This window comes from Mesorhizobium sp. WSM4836, from assembly GCF_055811815.1.
In genome coordinates this window covers 51351-69483 of record NZ_JBVVQF010000025.1, presented here as the reverse complement: position 1 = coordinate 69483, position 18133 = coordinate 51351, and the positions used below count along the sequence as shown (strand labels likewise).

General features: G+C 62.8%; 16 protein-coding genes. 8 read left to right on the top strand and 8 right to left on the bottom strand.

Features of this window, described 5'->3' with window-relative positions; all coding sequences use genetic code 11:
* The first annotated feature begins 112 nt into the window (after positions 1-112).
* The 6 genes from AC0L2P_RS25625 to AC0L2P_RS25600 all read left to right on the top strand — a co-directional run bounded on the left by AC0L2P_RS25625 (position 113) and on the right by AC0L2P_RS25600 (position 8500).
* A complete protein-coding gene (locus AC0L2P_RS25625; RefSeq protein WP_473505188.1) occupies positions 113-1582 on the top strand; it encodes a DUF6600 domain-containing protein in 1470 nt (489 codons plus the stop codon).
* Positions 1583-1841: 259 nt separating this feature from the next.
* A complete protein-coding gene (locus AC0L2P_RS25620; protein WP_473505186.1) occupies positions 1842-2891 on the top strand; it encodes a LacI family DNA-binding transcriptional regulator in 1050 nt (349 codons plus the stop codon).
* Between the two features lie 70 nt (positions 2892-2961).
* Positions 2962-4218 carry an ABC transporter substrate-binding protein gene (locus tag AC0L2P_RS25615; RefSeq protein WP_473505184.1) on the top strand — a complete coding sequence of 419 codons (1257 nt, stop codon included), beginning with the start codon at positions 2962-2964 and terminating at the stop codon, positions 4216-4218.
* Positions 4219-4706: 488 nt separating this feature from the next.
* Positions 4707-5633 (top strand): carbohydrate ABC transporter permease, encoded by a 927-nt coding sequence (locus AC0L2P_RS25610; protein ID WP_473505182.1) that lies wholly within the window; start codon positions 4707-4709, stop codon positions 5631-5633.
* Entirely contained in the window at positions 5633-6490 is an 858-nt protein-coding gene (locus tag AC0L2P_RS25605; protein WP_473505180.1) for a carbohydrate ABC transporter permease, read from the top strand. The genes AC0L2P_RS25610 and AC0L2P_RS25605 overlap by 1 nt, the downstream gene beginning before the upstream one ends.
* A gap of 27 nt (positions 6491-6517) precedes the next feature.
* A complete protein-coding gene (locus tag AC0L2P_RS25600) occupies positions 6518-8500 on the top strand; it encodes a glycoside hydrolase family 127 protein (protein ID WP_473505178.1) in 1983 nt (660 codons plus the stop codon).
* On the opposite strand, the gene AC0L2P_RS25595 is transcribed toward AC0L2P_RS25600, so the two are convergent.
* The 4 genes from AC0L2P_RS25595 to AC0L2P_RS25580 all read right to left on the bottom strand — a co-directional run bounded on the left by AC0L2P_RS25595 (position 8487) and on the right by AC0L2P_RS25580 (position 11684).
* On the bottom strand, positions 8487-9233 hold the full coding sequence (locus tag AC0L2P_RS25595; protein ID WP_473505177.1) for a gamma-glutamylcyclotransferase: 747 nt from the start codon (positions 9231-9233) through the stop codon (positions 8487-8489). The genes AC0L2P_RS25600 and AC0L2P_RS25595 overlap by 14 nt on opposite strands.
* 117 nt (positions 9234-9350) lie before the next feature.
* Positions 9351-10385 (bottom strand): hypothetical protein, encoded by a 1035-nt coding sequence (locus AC0L2P_RS25590; RefSeq protein WP_473505175.1) that lies wholly within the window; start codon positions 10383-10385, stop codon positions 9351-9353.
* Positions 10385-11365, bottom strand: coding sequence for a hypothetical protein (locus tag AC0L2P_RS25585; RefSeq protein ID WP_473505173.1), 981 nt, complete (start codon positions 11363-11365; stop codon positions 10385-10387). The genes AC0L2P_RS25590 and AC0L2P_RS25585 overlap by 1 nt, the downstream gene beginning before the upstream one ends.
* 163 nt (positions 11366-11528) lie before the next feature.
* Positions 11529-11684, bottom strand: a complete 156-nt coding sequence (locus AC0L2P_RS25580; protein WP_473505171.1) for a hypothetical protein — start codon at positions 11682-11684, stop codon at positions 11529-11531.
* 391 nt (positions 11685-12075) lie between these two features.
* Between AC0L2P_RS25580 and AC0L2P_RS25575 the strand changes: the two genes are divergently transcribed.
* Positions 12076-13239, top strand: coding sequence for a hypothetical protein (locus tag AC0L2P_RS25575; protein WP_473505170.1), 1164 nt, complete (start codon positions 12076-12078; stop codon positions 13237-13239).
* Complete coding sequence (locus AC0L2P_RS25570; RefSeq protein ID WP_473505168.1) at positions 13226-13858, top strand: hypothetical protein; 633 nt, start codon at positions 13226-13228, stop codon at positions 13856-13858. The genes AC0L2P_RS25575 and AC0L2P_RS25570 overlap by 14 nt, the downstream gene beginning before the upstream one ends.
* Here AC0L2P_RS25570 and AC0L2P_RS25565 read toward each other — a convergent pair.
* The 4 genes from AC0L2P_RS25565 to AC0L2P_RS25550 all read right to left on the bottom strand — a co-directional run bounded on the left by AC0L2P_RS25565 (position 13855) and on the right by AC0L2P_RS25550 (position 17840).
* Positions 13855-14319, bottom strand: a complete 465-nt coding sequence (locus AC0L2P_RS25565) for a GtrA family protein (protein WP_473505166.1) — start codon at positions 14317-14319, stop codon at positions 13855-13857. The two genes, AC0L2P_RS25570 and AC0L2P_RS25565, sit on opposite strands and share 4 nt — an antisense overlap.
* On the bottom strand, positions 14285-14977 hold the full coding sequence (locus tag AC0L2P_RS25560; RefSeq protein WP_473505164.1) for a class I SAM-dependent methyltransferase: 693 nt from the start codon (positions 14975-14977) through the stop codon (positions 14285-14287). Before AC0L2P_RS25560 ends, AC0L2P_RS25565 begins: the two co-directional genes overlap by 35 nt.
* A complete protein-coding gene (locus AC0L2P_RS25555) occupies positions 14952-15992 on the bottom strand; it encodes a glycosyltransferase family 2 protein (RefSeq protein ID WP_473505162.1) in 1041 nt (346 codons plus the stop codon). The genes AC0L2P_RS25560 and AC0L2P_RS25555 overlap by 26 nt, the downstream gene beginning before the upstream one ends.
* Positions 15993-16457: 465 nt before the next feature.
* Entirely contained in the window at positions 16458-17840 is a 1383-nt protein-coding gene (locus AC0L2P_RS25550; RefSeq protein WP_473505160.1) for an FAD-binding oxidoreductase, read from the bottom strand.
* Between the last annotated feature and the right edge of the window lie 293 nt (positions 17841-18133).

The following is an 18133-nucleotide window of genomic DNA, read 5'->3' as shown; positions in this document are numbered from 1 at the left end:
GCGATGCCAAGCCGTCGCTGGAGCCGATCCGGGCAACGTCAGCAAAGCGGAACAATCCGGCAGCCGGCGGGTTTGTAGGATGAAGGGCGATCTGTTTCTGAGGAGGATTAGGATGAAACGCGTCCTTACCCACCATGCGGTGCGACTGATGCTCGGCGGCGTAGCCGGCTGTCTGCTCACGGTCGTCGAGATTCCCAAGCCGGTCATGCCGTTGTCGCCTGTGTCCGAGGCAAGGGCTGCCACCGAGGTTTCGATCAGCACGTTCTACGAAGACCTGTCGTCGGATGGTGACTGGGTGTCGTATCACGGAGCGTCCGTTTTCGTGCCGGCTGATGTACCTGACGATTGGCGTCCATATACCGTTGGACACTGGGCCTATACCGAGCAGTATGGCTGGCTGTGGGTATCCGACGAGCCGTTCGGCTGGGCGACGTACCATTATGGCCGGTGGGGCTATGCCGACGATATCGGCTGGTACTGGGTTCCGGGCAAGCGTTGGGCGCCGGCATGGGTGAGTTGGCGTCGTGACAGGGAGCACATGATCTGGGCTCCGCTGCCGCCGCGCCGCGATCCGGATCTGATTTCAATCGAGGTGACCATCGACACGACGCCGGATTATTACTGGGTTGTGGTCCCCACCCGCGAATTCCTTGCTGAGGATGTTTCTACCGTCGTTATCCGTGATGAGCCCGAGTATGTGCGCATTGTCGAGGCGGCCGAGCCGGCCGGCGACGTGACGGTCCAGAACAACGTCGTGATCAACAAGGTCATTGATGTTGATGTCATCGAGAAGGAGACGAACCAGCAGGTGACGGCCGTCAAGGTCAGCAAGACCGACGCGCCCGAAGAGGCCGGCAAATTGGAAAACGATACGGTCAAGGTCTTTGAAGGTGAGGTGAAAGCCGACCCCGATGCCAAACCGGCCAAGCTCAAAGACATCGAGGAGGTGAAGCAGGTTCAGGCCGGCCGCAAATCGAAGCCGACCGAAGGCGCGGCAACGACCGAACAGGCCGAGCCGGAAAAGACCGCCAAGCCTGAGAAGCCGACGACCGAGGAGCAGCCCGCCGCCGGGCAGCAGCAGACCGAGCCCGAGCAGGCGGCCAAGCCTGGGAAGTCAAAGGCCAAGGAGCAACCCGCCGCCGAGCAGCAGGCCGAGCCTGGCAAGGCGGCCAAGCCTGAGAAGCCGAAGACCAAGGAGCAACCCGCCGCCGAGCAGCAGCAGACTGAGCCCGAACAGGCGGCCAAGCCTGAGAAGACCAAGAAGCAGCCCGCCGCCGAGCAGCAGCAGGCCGAGCCCGAGCAGACGGCCAAGCCTGAGAAGCCGAAGACCAAGAAGCAGCCCGCCGCCGAGCAGCAGCAGGCCGAGCCCGAACAGACGGCCAAGCCTGAGAAGCCGAAGACCAAGAAGCAGCCCGCCGCGGAGCAGCAGCAGGCCGAGCCCGATCAGGCTGCCAAGCCTGAGAAGCCGAAGGCCAAGCAGCAGCCCGCCGAGCAGCAGCAAGCCGAGCCCGAGCAGGCGGCCAAGCCCAAGCCCCAGAAGCAGAAAAACAAGCCGTGCGATCCACAGACTGAGAGCTGCTAGCCGTACGGGTAGACTGCGGCACCGCGATTGTTCGATCGCGGTGCCTGTCGTGGACCAAAGGGCAGACATACGCAGCTGCCTGCCCGAACATCCTTCAACCAGGCCATTCCCCCTTGCCATCCCCATATCCGTCGTCCTAATCTCCCCCTGAGAAAACCTTTTCCCAAATCGCCCCGCGTCCGCTGACATCACCAATCAGCACCCCGCAGGGGCCATAAGAGAAAAGCTTTTCTCAAATGGGAGGATCGATATCCGAATCATGGCGTCCGACGTCCAGCCAACGCCCGCCAAGCAGCCCGTCACCCTCCGTGAGGTGGCGGCGCTTGCCGGCGTCAGCGTTGCCACGGCCTCAAAGGCGCTGAACGGGCAGGGGCGGATGACGGCCGAGACGCGCGAGCGCATTCGCGAGACGGCGCAGCGGCTTGGCTTTCGTCCGAACAGCCTGGCGCAGAGCCTTCTCAGGCGGCGCTCCTTTACCGTCGGGCTTTTGACCAACGACACCTATGGCCGCTTTTCGCTGCCGCTGATGGCCGGCGTTTCCGATGCGCTGGTCGATGCCGGCGTCTCGGTGTTCCTGTGTAACGTCGAGGACGACCCGCGCCTTGCCCAGCTGCATGTCGATGCCATGCTCGACAAGCGCGTCGACGGCATCATCGCCACCGGCAAGCGCATCGACCGCCATCTGCCGGTCGACCTCGCCAATCTCGGCATTCCGGCGATCTACGCTTTCACCGAGCCCGATCCCAACGCCATCGCTTTCGTGTCGGACGATGCCGGCGGCGCGCGGCTGGCGGTCGAGCATTTTTGCCGGCTCGGGCGGCGGCGCATCGCCCATGTCAGCGGTCCCGCGAGCTTTGCCGTGGTGCATGCGCGGGCCGAAGCCTATCGTGAAGTGCTGGCCGAGAACGGCCTGCCAGTGATGGAGCCTTTGCTCGGCCCATGGTCGGAAGCCTGGGGCCACGACGCCGTGGCAAAACTGTTCGACGGGGACGATGGCGCGCGCGAAAAACCCGATGCGGTGTTTTGCGGCAACGACCAGATCGCGCGCGGCGTCATCGACGCGTTGCGCGAGCGCGGCATCGGCGTGCCGGACGAGGTCGGCGTCATCGGCTTCGACAATTGGCAGATCGTCGCCGAGGCGACCCGCCCGCCGCTGACCTCGGTCGACATGAATCTCGCGGCACTTGGCCGCGAGGCCGGCCTTGCCTTGCTTTCGCTCGTCGGCGGCCAACCCGCTGTGCCGGGCATCAGAAAACTGCCGTGCCGGCTGGTGGTGCGTCAGTCATGCGGCCGTCCGCCGGACGGCTGAAACGAAACGGGCCGTTTCGATAGCACCCGCTTGGGGGCGCGGCCGAGTTAAAACCATGTGGAGGAGAAGCATGAGAACCACCATTACCGGGCTCGCCATCGCCGCGAGCATTTTGGGCACGCTGGCAACGGCCGGCTCGGCCGCCGCCGCCGACACCGCCAACATCTGGGTGCGCGCCGACGGCTCGAACTTCATGCCGCGCATCGTCGATGCCTTCAACAAGGGCCATCAGAACCAGATCAAGCTCGACATCATCCCCAATGCCGAAATCATCCCGAAATACGGCGCTGCCGCCGCCGGTGGCACGGCGCCCGATGCGCTGTCGCTCGACCTGATCTACACGCCGTCCTTTGCCGCTGCCGGCCAGCTCGAAGACATCACCGACTGGGCGAAATCGCTGCCCTATTTCGCCAGCCTGTCGCCGGCGCATGTCAAGACCGGCACCTACAAGGGCCGCATCTACGGGCTGCCGTTCTCGGCCGATTCCTCGGTGCTGATCTGGAACAAGAAGCTGTTCAAGCAGGCCGGCCTCGACCCGGAAAAGGGGCCGACCAACTGGGCCGAGATCGAAGCCGATGCCGAAAAGGTCAACGCACTCGGCGGCGACATCAAGGGCTTCTATTTCTCCGGCAATTGCGGCGGCTGCAACATCTTCACCTTCACGCCGCTGATCTGGGCCTCGGGCGGCGATATCCTCACCGAGGACGGCTCCAAGGCGACGCTCGACACGCCGCAGATGCGCGGCGCCATCGACCTCTACCGTTCGATGGTCAAGAAGGACCTGGTGCCATCAGGCGCGCAGACCGACACCGGCTCCAACTTCTTTGCCGCCTTCGCCACCGGCAATATCGGCATCTCGCCCTCCGGCGCCTTCGCTATCGGCGCGCTCAACACGCAATATCCCGACATCGACTACGGCATCACCTTCCTGCCGGGCAAGGATAGCGGCTGGTCGTCGTTTGCCGGCGGCGATAATTTCGTCGTCACCAAGGGCACCACCAAGGTCGCGGTGGTGAAGGAGTTCCTCGATTTCGCCTATTCGCTCGAGGGCCAGACCATTTTAGCGAAATACGGCAGCCTGCCGGTGCGCGGCGACATCGCCAATGAGGCGCTGAAAGACCTCGACCCGCGCTACAAGGTCGCCGCCGAAGCCATGGCCAAGGGCCGCACGCCCTATTCAGTGGTGTTCAACGACCTGATCAACTCGGCCAACGGTCCGTGGAACCAGATGATGAACGAGGTCTTCTTCGGCGAAGACGTCGACGGCGCCATCGCCAACGCGCAGGAGACCATGCAGTCGATCATCGATTCGGCGCCGCAGAAGTAAAGCGCCGGCGCCCACCTCCCCCTCGAGGGGAGGTCGGACCGTAGGTCCGGGTGGGGTCGTTGCGGCAGTGCTCGACGTTTTCTTTGTGTTGGCGCACTTCGCAGGCGACCCCACCCGCGCAGCACTCCACCTCCCCCTTGAGGGGAGGTCGGACCGAAGGTCCGGGTGGGGTCCTCAGTGAAACGCGCCGACAGAAAGAAACGTCGGAACACTTCGCAGAGGACCCCACCCCCGGCCTTCGGCCGGACCCTCCCCTCAAGGGGACGCAGCGTTAACGGAAGAACAGGCATGACCTTAATCGCTACAACCACCACCTCGGCGGATGAGCGCCAGCCCCACCTCCCCCTTGAGGGGAGGTCGGACCGCAGGTCCGGGTGGGGTCGTCTGCGAAGTACTCGACGTTCTTTTTCGTCGGCGCGCTGCACGCAGGACCCCACCCCCGGCCTTCGGCCGGACCCTCCCCTCAAGGGGGAGGGGGACGTAGAGCCATGACCACCATCACAGCAATCTCCGCCCCGGCACGCCCCCGCAAACTGGTCGGCGCTGGCCGCCGGCAGTGGATCGGTCTGCTCTATGTCGCGCCGGCCGTTACCCTTGTCGTCGTCTTCTTCATCGTGCCGCTTTGCATGACCGCCTGGATGTCGCTGCACAACTGGCCGCTGATGGGCGCGCATAGCTTTATCGGCCTCGACAATTACTGGGCGATCCTGCGCGATACCCGCTTCTGGAACGCGCTGCGTTTCACCGGCTACTACACGGTGGTGGTGACGATCGCGATCTTTGCCGTCGCCTTTCCGCTGGCGCTGTTCATCGAAAGGCCGCGGCAGCTGACCGGCTTCTACCGCACGTCCTTCTTCATGCCGGCGGTCATCGGTTTTGCCTCGGCGAGCCTTTTGTGGTCGTGGCTGCTCAATGTCGATTCCGGCCTGTTCAGCCCGGCCGCCTTCGAGCTTGGCCTGACCGAGAAGAAATTCAATCTGCTGGCGACCTTCCAGCCGGCCTTCTGGTCGATCATCGCCATGGTGGTGTGGAAGGTGGCGGGCTTCACCATGATCATCCTGATGACCGGTCTGCAGTCGATCCCGCCGGACCTGCAGGAGGCGGCGATGATCGACGGGGCAGGGCCATTCGCGCGGTTTCGGGCGATCACCTTGCCCTTGATGCGCCGCACGCTGGCGCTGGCGCTGATCCTGTCGGTCGCCGGCTCGATCCTCGCCTTCGACCAGTTCTACATCATCCTGCGCGGCGGCCCGCGCAACCAGACGCTGACTGCCGTCTACTGGATCTTCAACCAGTCCTTCGTGTCGTTCAAGCTCGGCTATGGCGCCGCACTTTCGATGGTCCTGCTGGTCATCCTGGTGGCGCTCAGCCTTGTCCAGTTGTGGCTGTTGCGCAATCCGGAAGGGGTCGACTGATGGCGCAGGCCCGCAGCCGCAAGAGCCGGATCGGCGCGCAGGTCGCCGAGCACGCGACCGGCATCATCGCCTCCATTCTGTTCCTGGCGCCGATCGCCTGGACGGTGCTTTCGGCCTTCAAGCCGGCGCAGGAGGCGCGCCAGCCGCCGCTGCCGCCCTGGCCGACGACGGGTTTTTCCCTCGAGAACTACGCCACGCTCAACACCTTTGGTGACGGGCTGTGGCTGCCGGCGCAAAACAGCATCTATGTCTCGGTCATGACTGTGGTGCTGTCGGTGATCGTCAGCGTGCTCGCCGGCTACGGTTTCTCGCGCTTCCGTTTTCCGCTGAAGAACCTGCTCTTCGTCGTCATCCTGTCGACGATCATGATCCCATTCCAGTCGATCCTGACGCCGATCTTCCTGGTGCTGACAAAAATCGGCCTGCACAACACGCTGACCGGGCTGGTCTGCGTCTACGTCACGCTGCAGCTGCCGTTCTCGATCTTCATGATGCGCAACGCCTTCGACGCGGTGCCGCGCGAGATCGAGGAGGCCGCGCGCATGGACGGCGCCAACAATGTCACCATGCTGTTGAGGGTGATGCTGCCGCTGGTCTGGCCGGGCATCGTCACCATCGCGCTGTTCGCTTTCCTCGGCGCCTGGAACGAGTTTTTGGCAGCACTCGTGCTGATGACCGACCAGTCGAAATTCACGCTGCCGATCATGATGACCGCACTGCAGTCCGGCCGCTTCGGCGCCATCGACTGGGGCGCGGTGCAGGCAGGCGTCACCGTGATGATGGTGCCGTGCCTGGTGCTTTTCCTGCTGCTGCAGCGCTTCTACATCCGCGGCCTGATGGCAGGGGCCGTCAAGTGACGAATCGAACCGAACCGGAGTAAATTGATGACCGCATCGCAATCCGCCAGTCAGGGCACCAAGCCGAAACTCGCCTTCCGCCCGCTGCCGGTGCCGCAGGTCGACGTGCGCGGCTTCTGGGGCGACCGCGTCGATGCCGTCGCCAGCAAAACCGCCGGCATCCTCTACGACCGCTGCGTCGAGGCGCGCATGCTCGAGCAGATCGATCCGGACCGGCCGTCGCCCGGCGTCGTCATTTCGTTCCACTCACCCTCGCCGGACGAGGCCGCCACCGCCGGCAACGAGTTCACCGGATCGACGGTGACCACGCAGATGTTCTGGGACTCGGATTGGGGCAAGACCATCGAGACCGCCGCCTACTCACTCTACCGCCGCCGCAACGACGAGCTGGAGAAGAAGATCGACGCCGTCATCGACATGTACGGCAAGCTGCAGCAGCCCGACGGCTATCTGTCGAGCTGGTACCAGCGCATCCAGCCGGGCCTGCGCTGGACCAATCTGCGCGACTGCCACGAGCTCTATTGCGCCGGCCACCTGATCGAAGGCGCGGTCGCCTATTATCAGGCCACGGGAAAACGCAAGCTGCTCGACATCATGTGCCGCTACGTCGACCATATCGCCGAGACGTTCGGTCCCGAGCCCGGCAAGAAGAAGGGCTATTGCGGCCACGAGGAGATCGAACTGGCGCTGGTCAAGCTGGCACGGGTGACGGCCAAGCGCAAATACATGGAGCTTGCCAAATATTTTATCGACCAGCGGGGACTTGAGCCGCATTATTTCGACGAGGAGGCGCGTGCCCGCGGGGCCGACCCGAAGGCCTATCATTTCAAGACTTACGAATACAACCAGTCGCACAAGCCGGTGCGCGAGCAGGACAAGGTCGTCGGCCATGCGGTGCGGGCGATGTACCTCTATTCGGGCATGGCCGACATCGCCACCGAATATGGCGACGACACGCTGCGGGTGGCGCTCGACCGGTTGTGGGACGATCTCATGACCAAGAATCTCTACGTCACCGGCGGCCTCGGGCCGTCGTCGCACAATGAGGGTTTTACCGCCGATTACGACCTGCCCAACGACACCGCCTATGCCGAAACCTGTGCTTCGGTCGGCCTGGTGTTCTGGGCAAGCCGCATGCTCGGCATGGGCCCCAATGCGCGCTACGCCGACATCATGGAGCGGGCGCTCTACAACGGCTCGATCTCCGGCCTGTCGCTCGACGGCTCGCTGTTCTTCTACGAAAATCCGCTCGAAAGCCGCGGCGCCCACCACCGCTGGAAATGGCACCGCTGCCCGTGCTGCCCGCCCAATGTCGGGCGCATGGTCGCCTCGATCGGCAGCTATTTCTACGGCCTGTCGGACGACGCACTGGCAGTCCATCTCTATGGAAACGGCACGGCTCGTTTCGATATCGCCGGCACGCAAGTAGAGCTGACCCAAACCAGCAATTATCCCTGGGACGGCGCGGTCTCGATCTCCGTCGAACCGGAAGCTCCGACCGAGTTCACCTTGCATCTGCGCCTGCCGGGCTGGTGCCGCAGGGCGGCGCTTAAGGTCAATGGCGCCGATATCGATCTGGACGCTGTCACCAGCGACGGCTACGCAGCGATCCGCCGCGAATGGCGCAAGGGCGACCGCGTCGAGCTCGATCTCGAAATGGCGGTCGACCGCCTCTACGCCAACCCGCAGGTGCGGCAGGATATCGGCCGCGTCGCACTGGCGCGCGGACCGCTGATCTATTGCGTCGAGGAGACCGACAATTCCAGCCAGCTGCACCGCATCGCCCTGCCGCGAACGGCCGACATCGAGGCGCATCAGCAGCCGAACCTTTTGGGCGGCGTCGTGACACTTTCGGCGATTGCCAAAAAGGAGGCTGTCGAAAACTGGGAAGAAGGGCTCTACCGCACCGAACCGCCGGCGGTCGAGGAAGCGAAAGTCACCGCCGTGCCGTATTTCGCCTGGGACAACCGCGACCCCGGCGAGATGCTGGTCTGGCTCAGGGGCGAATGAAGGCCGACGGCGTCGCCCGCCCGATCTCCTCGGCCACAAGTTCCTGCAGCTGCCAGAGGTTGCGGTCGCGGATGCCGCAGGCGTCGAGATGGCGAATGGTCTCGAACAGATATTCGGCGCCCGAACCCCAATGGCCGACGGCCGTGGCCAGGGTCGCCGCTATCGCTCGCTTTTCGAGTTTGCCGGCATAGCGCGGATTGGCGGGATCGACAACGAAACCAAGCGCTTGGCCCATGCCGTCGCTCGTCCTGACCTGCAGCCATCGCGGCACGTTGACGGCCGGCAGGATGGTCATCTCACGGCGCAGCAGCGCCTCGAGATTGGCCGCCACCGGCTCGGCGATCTCGAACACCATGCCCTGGCATTGGCCGCCGCGGTCGAGCGCCATCATCAGGCCGGGCTGCTCAACGGTGCCCCTGAAGCGTTGCACCGTAAAACAGAACGAACGGTGCCAGCCCGTCGCCACGGCCCGTTCGCCACCCCTGAGCTCGCCGGCCGGCTTCCACAGCAGCGAGCCATAGGCGAACAGCTTCACCGGCCCGGCCGGCGCGCCGGCCAGCACCTCGTCGCGAATGCGCGCGTAGTCGGCATCGGTCATGTAGACCATGCCCGGTGTCGGTCCGGCGTCCTCGACCGCCCGCAAAGTACGGGCGACCAGCGCCTCGGTCAGCGCCATCGGTGACTTGCGCGGTGCCGACCGACGCCGCGACGCAGCGGAAATAACCTTGCTCATCCTCATGCTCTCAGCTTTGCCGCCATGTTGCCGAAGGCTGGAGGATTCTCAAGGGCCGAGTACACCGGCGCGGTATCGGGTTCGAACTATCGTGTCCAACAGCTTGACTGGTCTAGTTTAGTGCGGAGGCTGATCTGGCCGGACGGTGTCGTTGCAGCCGTCGACATAGGGATGGAGCGACCACCGGGAGCCGGGCCGCTCCTGTTGCTCCTTAGTGAGCGGATCCTGGGACTGCGCGTAGCCGTCCTGATAGCCCCGAACGATTTCGTCGATATCGTCGGGCCAGTCGCCGTCCCATGGTCGTCCCAGAATCTGGGCCTGTTGGACCGGATGCAGTTCGTTGTGGCCTTCATGAAAGCTGTCGTGGATGTGTCCGGCATCATAGACCCACCGGCCGGTCACCCCCAGGATTGTCGCTCCGGTTCCATCGCCTTTGTTGGTCTCGATGCTGGGCAGGCCGGCATCGCTCGGACTGGCCGTGTCCGAACTGCTGAAGGCTGCGCCGAGCAGCGAAGCGAGCAGGGCGAGAAGCGCCAGTACGTAGGCAACGACCACGCCCACGCCCGACATGCAAAGCGCCAGCGCCGCCAGGGCCGCGATCAGGGCGAGGATGTTGACGGTCTGCAGGTCATGGATCGATGCACCCTCGAACTCAACATGCAGCGCCTCCGACTTTACCCCGGTCACCTTGTCCTCCGCCGGGTTCCCGGTGAACAGAAAGCCATGCGAGGAGGTGATTGCGTTTTCCGCCATGAGATAGCCGAACGGGGCACTGGCGGCGGCAACAGGCTGGGTGACGCCTACCGGGTTGTTCGGCAGCAGCAAATTGAGGCTGTAGTCGGAGTCCAGGCTTCCCGGCCAGGTCTTCTCCGACGGCGGCTCGATGCTGATGACCATGCCGACGATGCTGACCGGCTCGCCGAGGCAAACCAGCCGCTTATTGAGCCACCAGTCGCAATAGGCGAGAATCCAGACAATCTCGGTCACCACCAGCGCGATCGGTATGCACCATGGCTCGCCCATCGCGACCACCACTACGACCATTACCGCCGCGAATATGCCGCTGGTAATCGCCGCGCTGATGTACTGGTTGACCGAAATCACCTCGTCGGCGGTCGTGCACTTGGTCCAGGATTTGTCGTCGGTGGCCATCACGGCTCCAAGCTGCTGAGGACGGTCAAGGTGACGCCGCCGCTGGCGCGGTCACCCTCGTCAAACGCATTCAGATTGAGGGCTTGCCGGCCGGTCCAGCCGTCCGGCGGCGTAGCGACCGCCGTGATCGTCACCTGTTCGCCCGGCGCCAGCGACGGCAGGTCAGGCGAAATTTCGACCTTCCAGCCCGGCGGCAGGGGATGAGCCGACGGCAAGTGTGCCGCCAGCCGGCGCTTTTGCTCCGCCTTGGCGGTCTCTTCCGTTGGCTGCCGGTCGTCGCGACAGGGGCCGAGCGGCGGAATGGTGTAGGCATCGACGGTGAACCGGTACCGATGCGGCCGACGGGTAGCGTTGCGCAATTCGAATTGAAACGTTGCTGGCGACTGCGCCAGTCCGACATCGGTATTTTCTTGCCCGAGATTGTTGGCGAAGTTGGCGTCATCGGCCGGGTCGAGCAAAGCTTGCAGGCAATAGTGACCTGCTTGCCGCGGCGTATGCCAGTCGAAGGAGACGAACCCAGGCTGGCTGGCGGATCCGATCACCCCGACCGAGACCGGCCTCGTGCCTATCGGATTCGACACGGTTCCGATGCCAAACGACAGATAGGACAGATGAACCGGCATCTTGACGACGACGGCATTCGCGGAGGCGTTCCAGACGCGAACCCGCACCTCGTAGTCGGTGTCCGCCTGCAACCTGCCGGCGGGAACGGGGACACCACCCTGGCGCAGCTCGATGTCGGGATTATCCCAGGTGACCGCGAGACCAAGGCCGATCAGGTAATACTGATCGTAGATCAGCGGGTCAGGCCGGCAGAAAGCAGGGTGATCGATCGGTACGCAATGCGCCCGGGACCCTTTCTGGTCGACCCGGCGATCACCCCCTAGCCGCCACCGGCGACAGAAACGGTGAGCCATCTCGATCAGTGCCGGAATCCAGGCGGAGAACAGTGCTCGCAGGATTGCCGCTATTCCTCGCATCGACTCCCCCTCTGAAGCTAACGCAGGGCAACGCTCTGATTAACAACGGGATTCGCGCGGCAACAGCGTATTGGAGTGTCAGACGACTGGTGCCGTTTGTACTCTGGTCAGACGAACAAAGCTGGGGTCAGACGAACAAAGCTGAGCTCGAATGGTAAGCTGGCTATTTCCGCGCGAAGAAAAAACCGCGCGCGAATTGCACAATGCGCTGGTGGAATACGAGTGCCAATATTGCGACAATGGCAAGTATGTAGAGAGCTTCGGTCGATCCGTCGCCGCCGTCAGGTGAAATACCAAACCAACTCTCGATGAAATCCATGAACAGATTCCCCCCGCGCAAACTTGCGACCCTGTTCAGCATAGCTCTTCAGCTTGTCCCGGTGTCAAGTACGGATGCGTTGCCCATCCACATAAATCCAGCAAAGACCGGTTTGCCGAATTGCCTGCTGTCTGTCGATAAACCTGCGAATTTTCCTAAACATTGGTTAAAAATTGTCGCGGCTTATTGATGCACAACTGAAGGAAAGCTTTGTATCTCGGTCATTTCCGGGTCATTTTGTCGATCATGTGCCCCCGAAACGCTGGTCTGGATCAGGGACGCCGGATAGCGGTATCGCCGATTTGAGCAGCGCTTCATGCCTTGAATTCGCCAGGGCGCGCGTCATCTAGCTTTGAGTGGCGCCAGCCACTTGAACGGGTGGAGGCAGATTTTGGCGCTCGAAGCTGTCGCGCGTCCGAACGCCGGTCGCCGCCTTGTTGCGGTAGCCGTCGTGGCGGTGCCGTTGCTGTTCGTCCTCAGTGGACTGGCCATCCGCTATGCCGCATTCGCTTCGGTCTCGTCGGAAACCGGCTTCGCGGCCTACGCCCAAGCGCTCTGCCGGTGGGATTGCGCGTGGTATGTCGGCATTTCCGAACTCGGCTATGAGCGCTTTCCCATTCCAGGCCAGAGCAATGTCGGACGCTGGGGCTTCTTCCCGCTCTATCCGATGCTGGTGGCGGCGATCCGGTCTGTTTTCCCTTTTCCGACCATCTTGATCGCATCGATCACATCGATTGGGTGCAGCTACGCCGCCTGCTTGGTGGCGTGGCCGCTGCTCGAGAAGAACATGCGCGCCTATGTGCTGTATTGCGCCTTCCTGCTCAGCGGCCCGTTCTCCTATCATTTTACGACTTTCCTGACCGAGCCTCTTTTCGTGCTGCTAACGTCGTGCGTTTTTCTGGCGCTCAAGCGCTCCAGCTACCTGGCTGCGGGACTGTCATCGGCTCTCCTGTCGGCAACCAGGCTCGTCGGAGTGCTTGTTGTATTTGCAACCGTCATTCAGATGTTCAGGGATTACCGCGCCAAGGGCGGGTCGACGCTGTCGTTCCCACGTTGGCTGCTTGGCCGGCCGGACCTGCTCGTCGCAATTCTCATCTCTCCAGCCGGTCTATTCGCCTACATCCTGTTTCTTTATCTGACCGTCGGCGACGGCTTTGCCTTCCTGCACGTGCAGCGCGCGTTCGGACGGGTGCCGGGCAATCCGCTCGCCTTCATATGGGACGGGCTTTCGGCCGTTCCGACGACTGGATGGCTGCCGACGGCGCCGCAATGGAGCGCGCTCGCCGCACTCATAGGACTGGCGCTGTCGGCGGTTCTGGCGGTTCGCAGGCAATATGGCGCCGCGTTGTTCTGCGCCTGCTGCATCATCCTGCCGCTGGTCACGAACCTGGCCTCGATGGTCAGATACGTCGTCGGGCTCGCACCTCTGACAATGTTGCTGGCCATGCTGTTGTCGGCGTCGAAGCTGACTTTTCTTGCGGCTCTGGCTCTCTTCCTGGGCGCCTGTTATTTCATGACCGTGGCATGGATCGGGGGCTATCTTGCCCTGGTCTGACATTTCGGGCCGGTCTCAGCGCGGGGCCAGGCTTGGCGGCTACGCGCTGGCGGCGGTTCTGGCGGGAACAGAAATCGTCATTCTTGCGCTTGCTCTCAATCCGAACGTCAACGCCGATTATCGCGCCTACTACATTGATAGGACAACGACCTGTCTCAATCGCGATGCGGTCGGCAGCTACATCCTTGGCGAGACGGTGTCGTTCCGGTCCGACGGAGCTAAAAAGGCAGCCGGCATGATGGTCTGCGGCTGGTCGGGGCCTGTTGCCGACGGCACCCATTCGCTGGGCGAGACCTCGCGGCTTCGCCTGGAGATACCGTCGCTGCGCGACGGCCTGACGGCCACGCTGCAAATGGCCGCCGTCATTCGCCCGCCGCAGCTCACGCAGCGGGTTATGATTTCGGTGAACGGCTTTCGGGTGCATGCGGTGACGCTGTCCGGCAAAGAGCCGCGAGCGGTCTCGTTCGCCATCCCACCGGCGGCTCTCGCCGAGACTAAAACACTCGACATCGCTTTTGACTACCTCGACGGCATTCCGCAAACTCCGGCCGCCAGCAACATCTACAAACGCTCCATCAAATTGTTGTCGTTCCGGCTCGATCCCAGTGAGGCGGGTTAGGGCGGGCGATCACGCTGGCCGTGTCTTCGCTGCTGAAAAACCCAGCGGTCGAGCATGAGAAGATTGACCGCCGGAACAAGCAAGCATGTAACCAGAATGGCAATAATCGGCGGCAGGCCGAGTTTCGCCGTCAAAAGCAACGGCGCCGCGTAGGCAACGGCGAAGCCTGTCGCCGTCAGCAAGAAAAAACGCGGAGCTTCCGTTCGATGCGATCCGCTCGAGGCGAAGGTTACGAACTTATGCGCGAGGTAAGAAAACAGGGCGGCTACCGTGTAAGCCGCGAGCGAGGCACCGACCGGCGAGAAGCCGAACTGCTCCCATTCTGCCAAAGCGGTGGCCATCATGGCATAGAGGATCGTTGCAGCAATGCCGACCGACCCGAAACGCGCCAGCAGCTTCAGCCCGGCGTCGCCGGTCGAACGGCGCTCAGACATGCGCACTACACGCATACTGCGCTCCAAGCGGCAGCGACGCGAGCGCGCGCTCGATTCTTCTGGCAAAGGGCCTTGCCGACGGCAGCAGCAGGAAATGCTCGGATCGGATGTCCCTGAAGCCGGTCTGCTGAAAGAGATACGCAGCTTTGGCGGCGCCGAGCAGGACCGCGTCCTGGTCGAACGGGCACCGGAACACCGCTAGACGCGTCATCGGATTGTAGGGGTTGTGCTCGATGACACAGGCGACGCCGCCTGGCCGCACGACCCGCCGCATTTCCACGAAGAAATCGAGCCAGGAGGAGGGCGGAACGTGATGGACGACGCAACTGGCGAAAGCCAGATCGAACGCGCCATCCTCGTAGGGCAGTTTCGGCGTGGTGCAGGCCCTATAGGTCACACCTGGATTGTCCTGGCCGGCGCGCGAAATCGATTCTTGCGAGACGTCGCAGCCATCGAGGCTGTCGAAAGCGCCGTCGAGGTAGGGGTGGAGCGAACCGACGCCGCAGCCGACATCCAGCGCCCTGACAGCCGAACCACCCTGCCGGAGCTTTCGCTCGACCACCAGACGCCGGAGCAGGTCCGCCTTGGCGATAAGGAAGAAGTCGTGCCCGAGCCCGGAAAACCGGATAGACCCTTCGACCGCCTCGCCATAGTTGGATTTATAGCTGTCGAAGAGTTCGGCCATTCGCGGGGACTCCACTCCTGGGCTTGTGGAACGATCGGCGGCGCTCACCAGAGACGGCACGCATCGCCTCGTCGAAGCCGGTGAGCCGATCGATCACATAAAGCGGGCGGCGTTTCACCTCGGCATGGATGCTGCCGACATAGAGCCCGACCACGCCGGTCATGAAAAGATTGATGCCGCACAGGAGCGACACGATCACCACGGTTGATGTCCAGCCGGCAATGATGCCGGCTTCAAAAAACCAGGCAAACATGGCGTAGGCGCCAAAGACCACCGCAAGCGCGGAAATGGCCAAGCCGCCCCAGAGCGCCAGGCGCAACGGCTTCTCGGAAAAACTGACGATGCCGTGAACCGCAAGGTGCATCATCTTCCAGAACGGGTACTTGGTCTGGCCCAGGGTTCGCGCGTGGCGCTCAAACGGCACAGCCGTCTGCTTGAACCCCATCCAGCCGAACATGCCCCTGACGAAGCGGTCATGTTCGGGCATACGCTTGAAGGTTTCCAGCGCCTTGCGGCCGACCAGACGGAAGTCACCGACGTCGCGGGGAATATCGACCGACGTCATTTTCTCCAGCAGGCGATAGAAGAGACTTGCCGTGAAACGCTTGAACCAGGATTCGCCGTCGCGCTTGACCCGGCGGGCATAGACGATCTCGAAGCCTTCCTTCCATTTGGCAATCAAATCTAGAACGACTTCCGGCGGGTCCTGCAGGTCGGCATCCATGACGATGACGGCATCGCCCGCGGCGGCGTCCATGCCGGCGGTAATCGCCACCTGGTGGCCGAAATTGCGCGAAAATTCGATCAGCCGAAAGCGCGGCTCGGCGGCGACCACCTTTTGCAGGTATTCGACGCTTCCGTCGAGGCTTCCGTCATCGACGAAGATGGCCTCCGTTTCGCCGTCCAGCCGGCCGATAAGCGAACTGATACGCTCGATCAGCCGAGGCAGCACCTGTTCTTCATTGTATATGGGCAGGACCAGCGAGTAGCGCGGCGATGACCTGTTCACCGTCATTCCAGGGCCTTGGACCACAGACTCTCGCATGCGGTTGAAAATGGAACGCAAGCTACAAAGTTCCAAAGTCACTTGAGAAAGTGCTAATTTAGCTGACTATTGAGGGGATACTGTTTCTCGAGCAGGACTGGAGGGTACCGTGACGTCGGACGTCCGCATCGAAGCATGGAATTATCGTACGCTGCCGGCGCGATCGGCCTGGCGAGAAGCAGTCGCCGACGCATAACCCCGCATTGCCTGCTCCCGGACATGCCGGTTGAAGCAGCGCTACCGGCGACCTGAGCGTGCGGGCCGACCGCGTTTGACGCATGTCAGACATGGCTCATGGACGAGGGTCGCCGAGCCCGGCCGAGTATCGCGCTTGCAGGGCGCCGAGCGTCCTGACCGGCACCTGTCGTACCGGCTGGGCCTAAGCTGGCCCGCAGCCGGTACGACACAACCTTGCCGGCCTGACGAGGACCGCCGTCAAGCAGCCGGCCGGATGTTTTGGTTCACCCGGAAGAGATTGTTCGGATCGTATTTCTTCTTCAGCGAGGCCAGGCGCTCGTAATTATCGCCATAAGCCGCCTTGAGCCTTGCATCGCCCTCGTCATCCATCATGAAGTTCAGGTAGGCGCCACCCAGATCGAACGGATGCACCGCCTCCCAATACGCCTTGGTCCAGCGTGTCACCGGCCCCGCTTTCTGTGGGTCCGGATCGATCCCGGCGATGACCATCGACCAGGTCGCATCACGGTAATTCCAGGGTGTCTCGTCTTTGCCGACGCGATGGACGGCGCCATCAATCGGATAGAGATGCATGAGCGATAGCTCGCTCGGCGTCTTCGCCGCCTGCTCGAGATGGGCGTCGATCGCCTCGTCGGACAGCGTCTTGACGAAATCGCCCCGCCAGTACCACTGCATTCCCTTCGGGTAGAGCCCATCGAACATGCTCTGCACGGCGGGATAGGGCATCGTTCCCATCCAATTGAACCAGGGCGCGGGAAGCGCATCGAGCAGCGGGGCCAGCGCCTCTCTGCCCCTTTCCTCCGGGCCGTCATAGCAGCACATCAGCAGACACATCCGCTTTCCCCAAAACTCTTCCGGAAATGGTGCGCTCGAGAGGACGGTCTTGAGCCCGAGAAAGATCCCGAGTTCTTCGGGCGCGTTCGGCAGGAACTCGCGATAATGCTGCATGATGGTGCGGGCGTGGCGCTGATCCCAAGCGATCGGCCCCGCAAAAACCATGCTGACCCGGTGAAGCTGGAACATAAAGCTGGTGACGATGCCGAAATTGCCGCCGCCGCCGCGAAGCGCCCAGAACAGGTTGGGGTTCCGCTCCTTGCTGGCGGTGACGAAGCTTCCGTCGGCAAGCACGACATCGGCCTCGACCAGATTGTCGATGGTCAGGCCGTATTTGCGCGTCAGATAGCCATGGCCGCCGCTCAGCGTCAGCCCGGCGACCCCGGTGGTCGAGATGATGCCCGCCGGTACGGCCAGGCCAAATGCATGGGTGGCGTGGTCGAGGTCGCCCTGAGTGCAACCCGGACCCACCCGCGCCGTACGGGCGTCCGGATCGACGCGCACGCCGTTCATCGCCGACAGGTCGATCACCAGACCGTCGTCGCAGCTTCCCAATCCTGGTCCGTTATGGCCGCCGCCACGTACCGCAACCAGCAAATTGTTGTCGCGGCCGAAATTCACCGCCGTGATCACGTCGGCGACGTCGACACAGCGGGCGATGATCAGCGGCCGCTTGTCGATCATGCCGTTGTAGAGCTTGCGGGCCTCCTCATAGCGGGCGTCGCCGGCGCGGATAACTTCGCCCCGCATGCTTGCTGCGAATTTGGTGTTGTCTTCATCGTTCATGATATTCCTCCCTGTTGTTGGACCCGTCGGCCGGTCGGTGAAACGCTAGTCCCGTCCGCTGCTCCCGCAAATGTCGCATCGTCCAATTCTATTGTCCGATCGTTCAGGGGAGGATTAGCCATATGTGCGCTTGCTCATATGGCCATATCGCTCTTCTCAAACCGCAGTCCCGGACGATCGTGAGCGCAATGTTCCCGCCAAGTTCCATGAAACCGCTGCGGTGTCGCAAGGCGGTTTCATGCAACTGTCTGACGCTCAGTCGGCAATGCCCGACGCAATTGCCGCACTTGGCC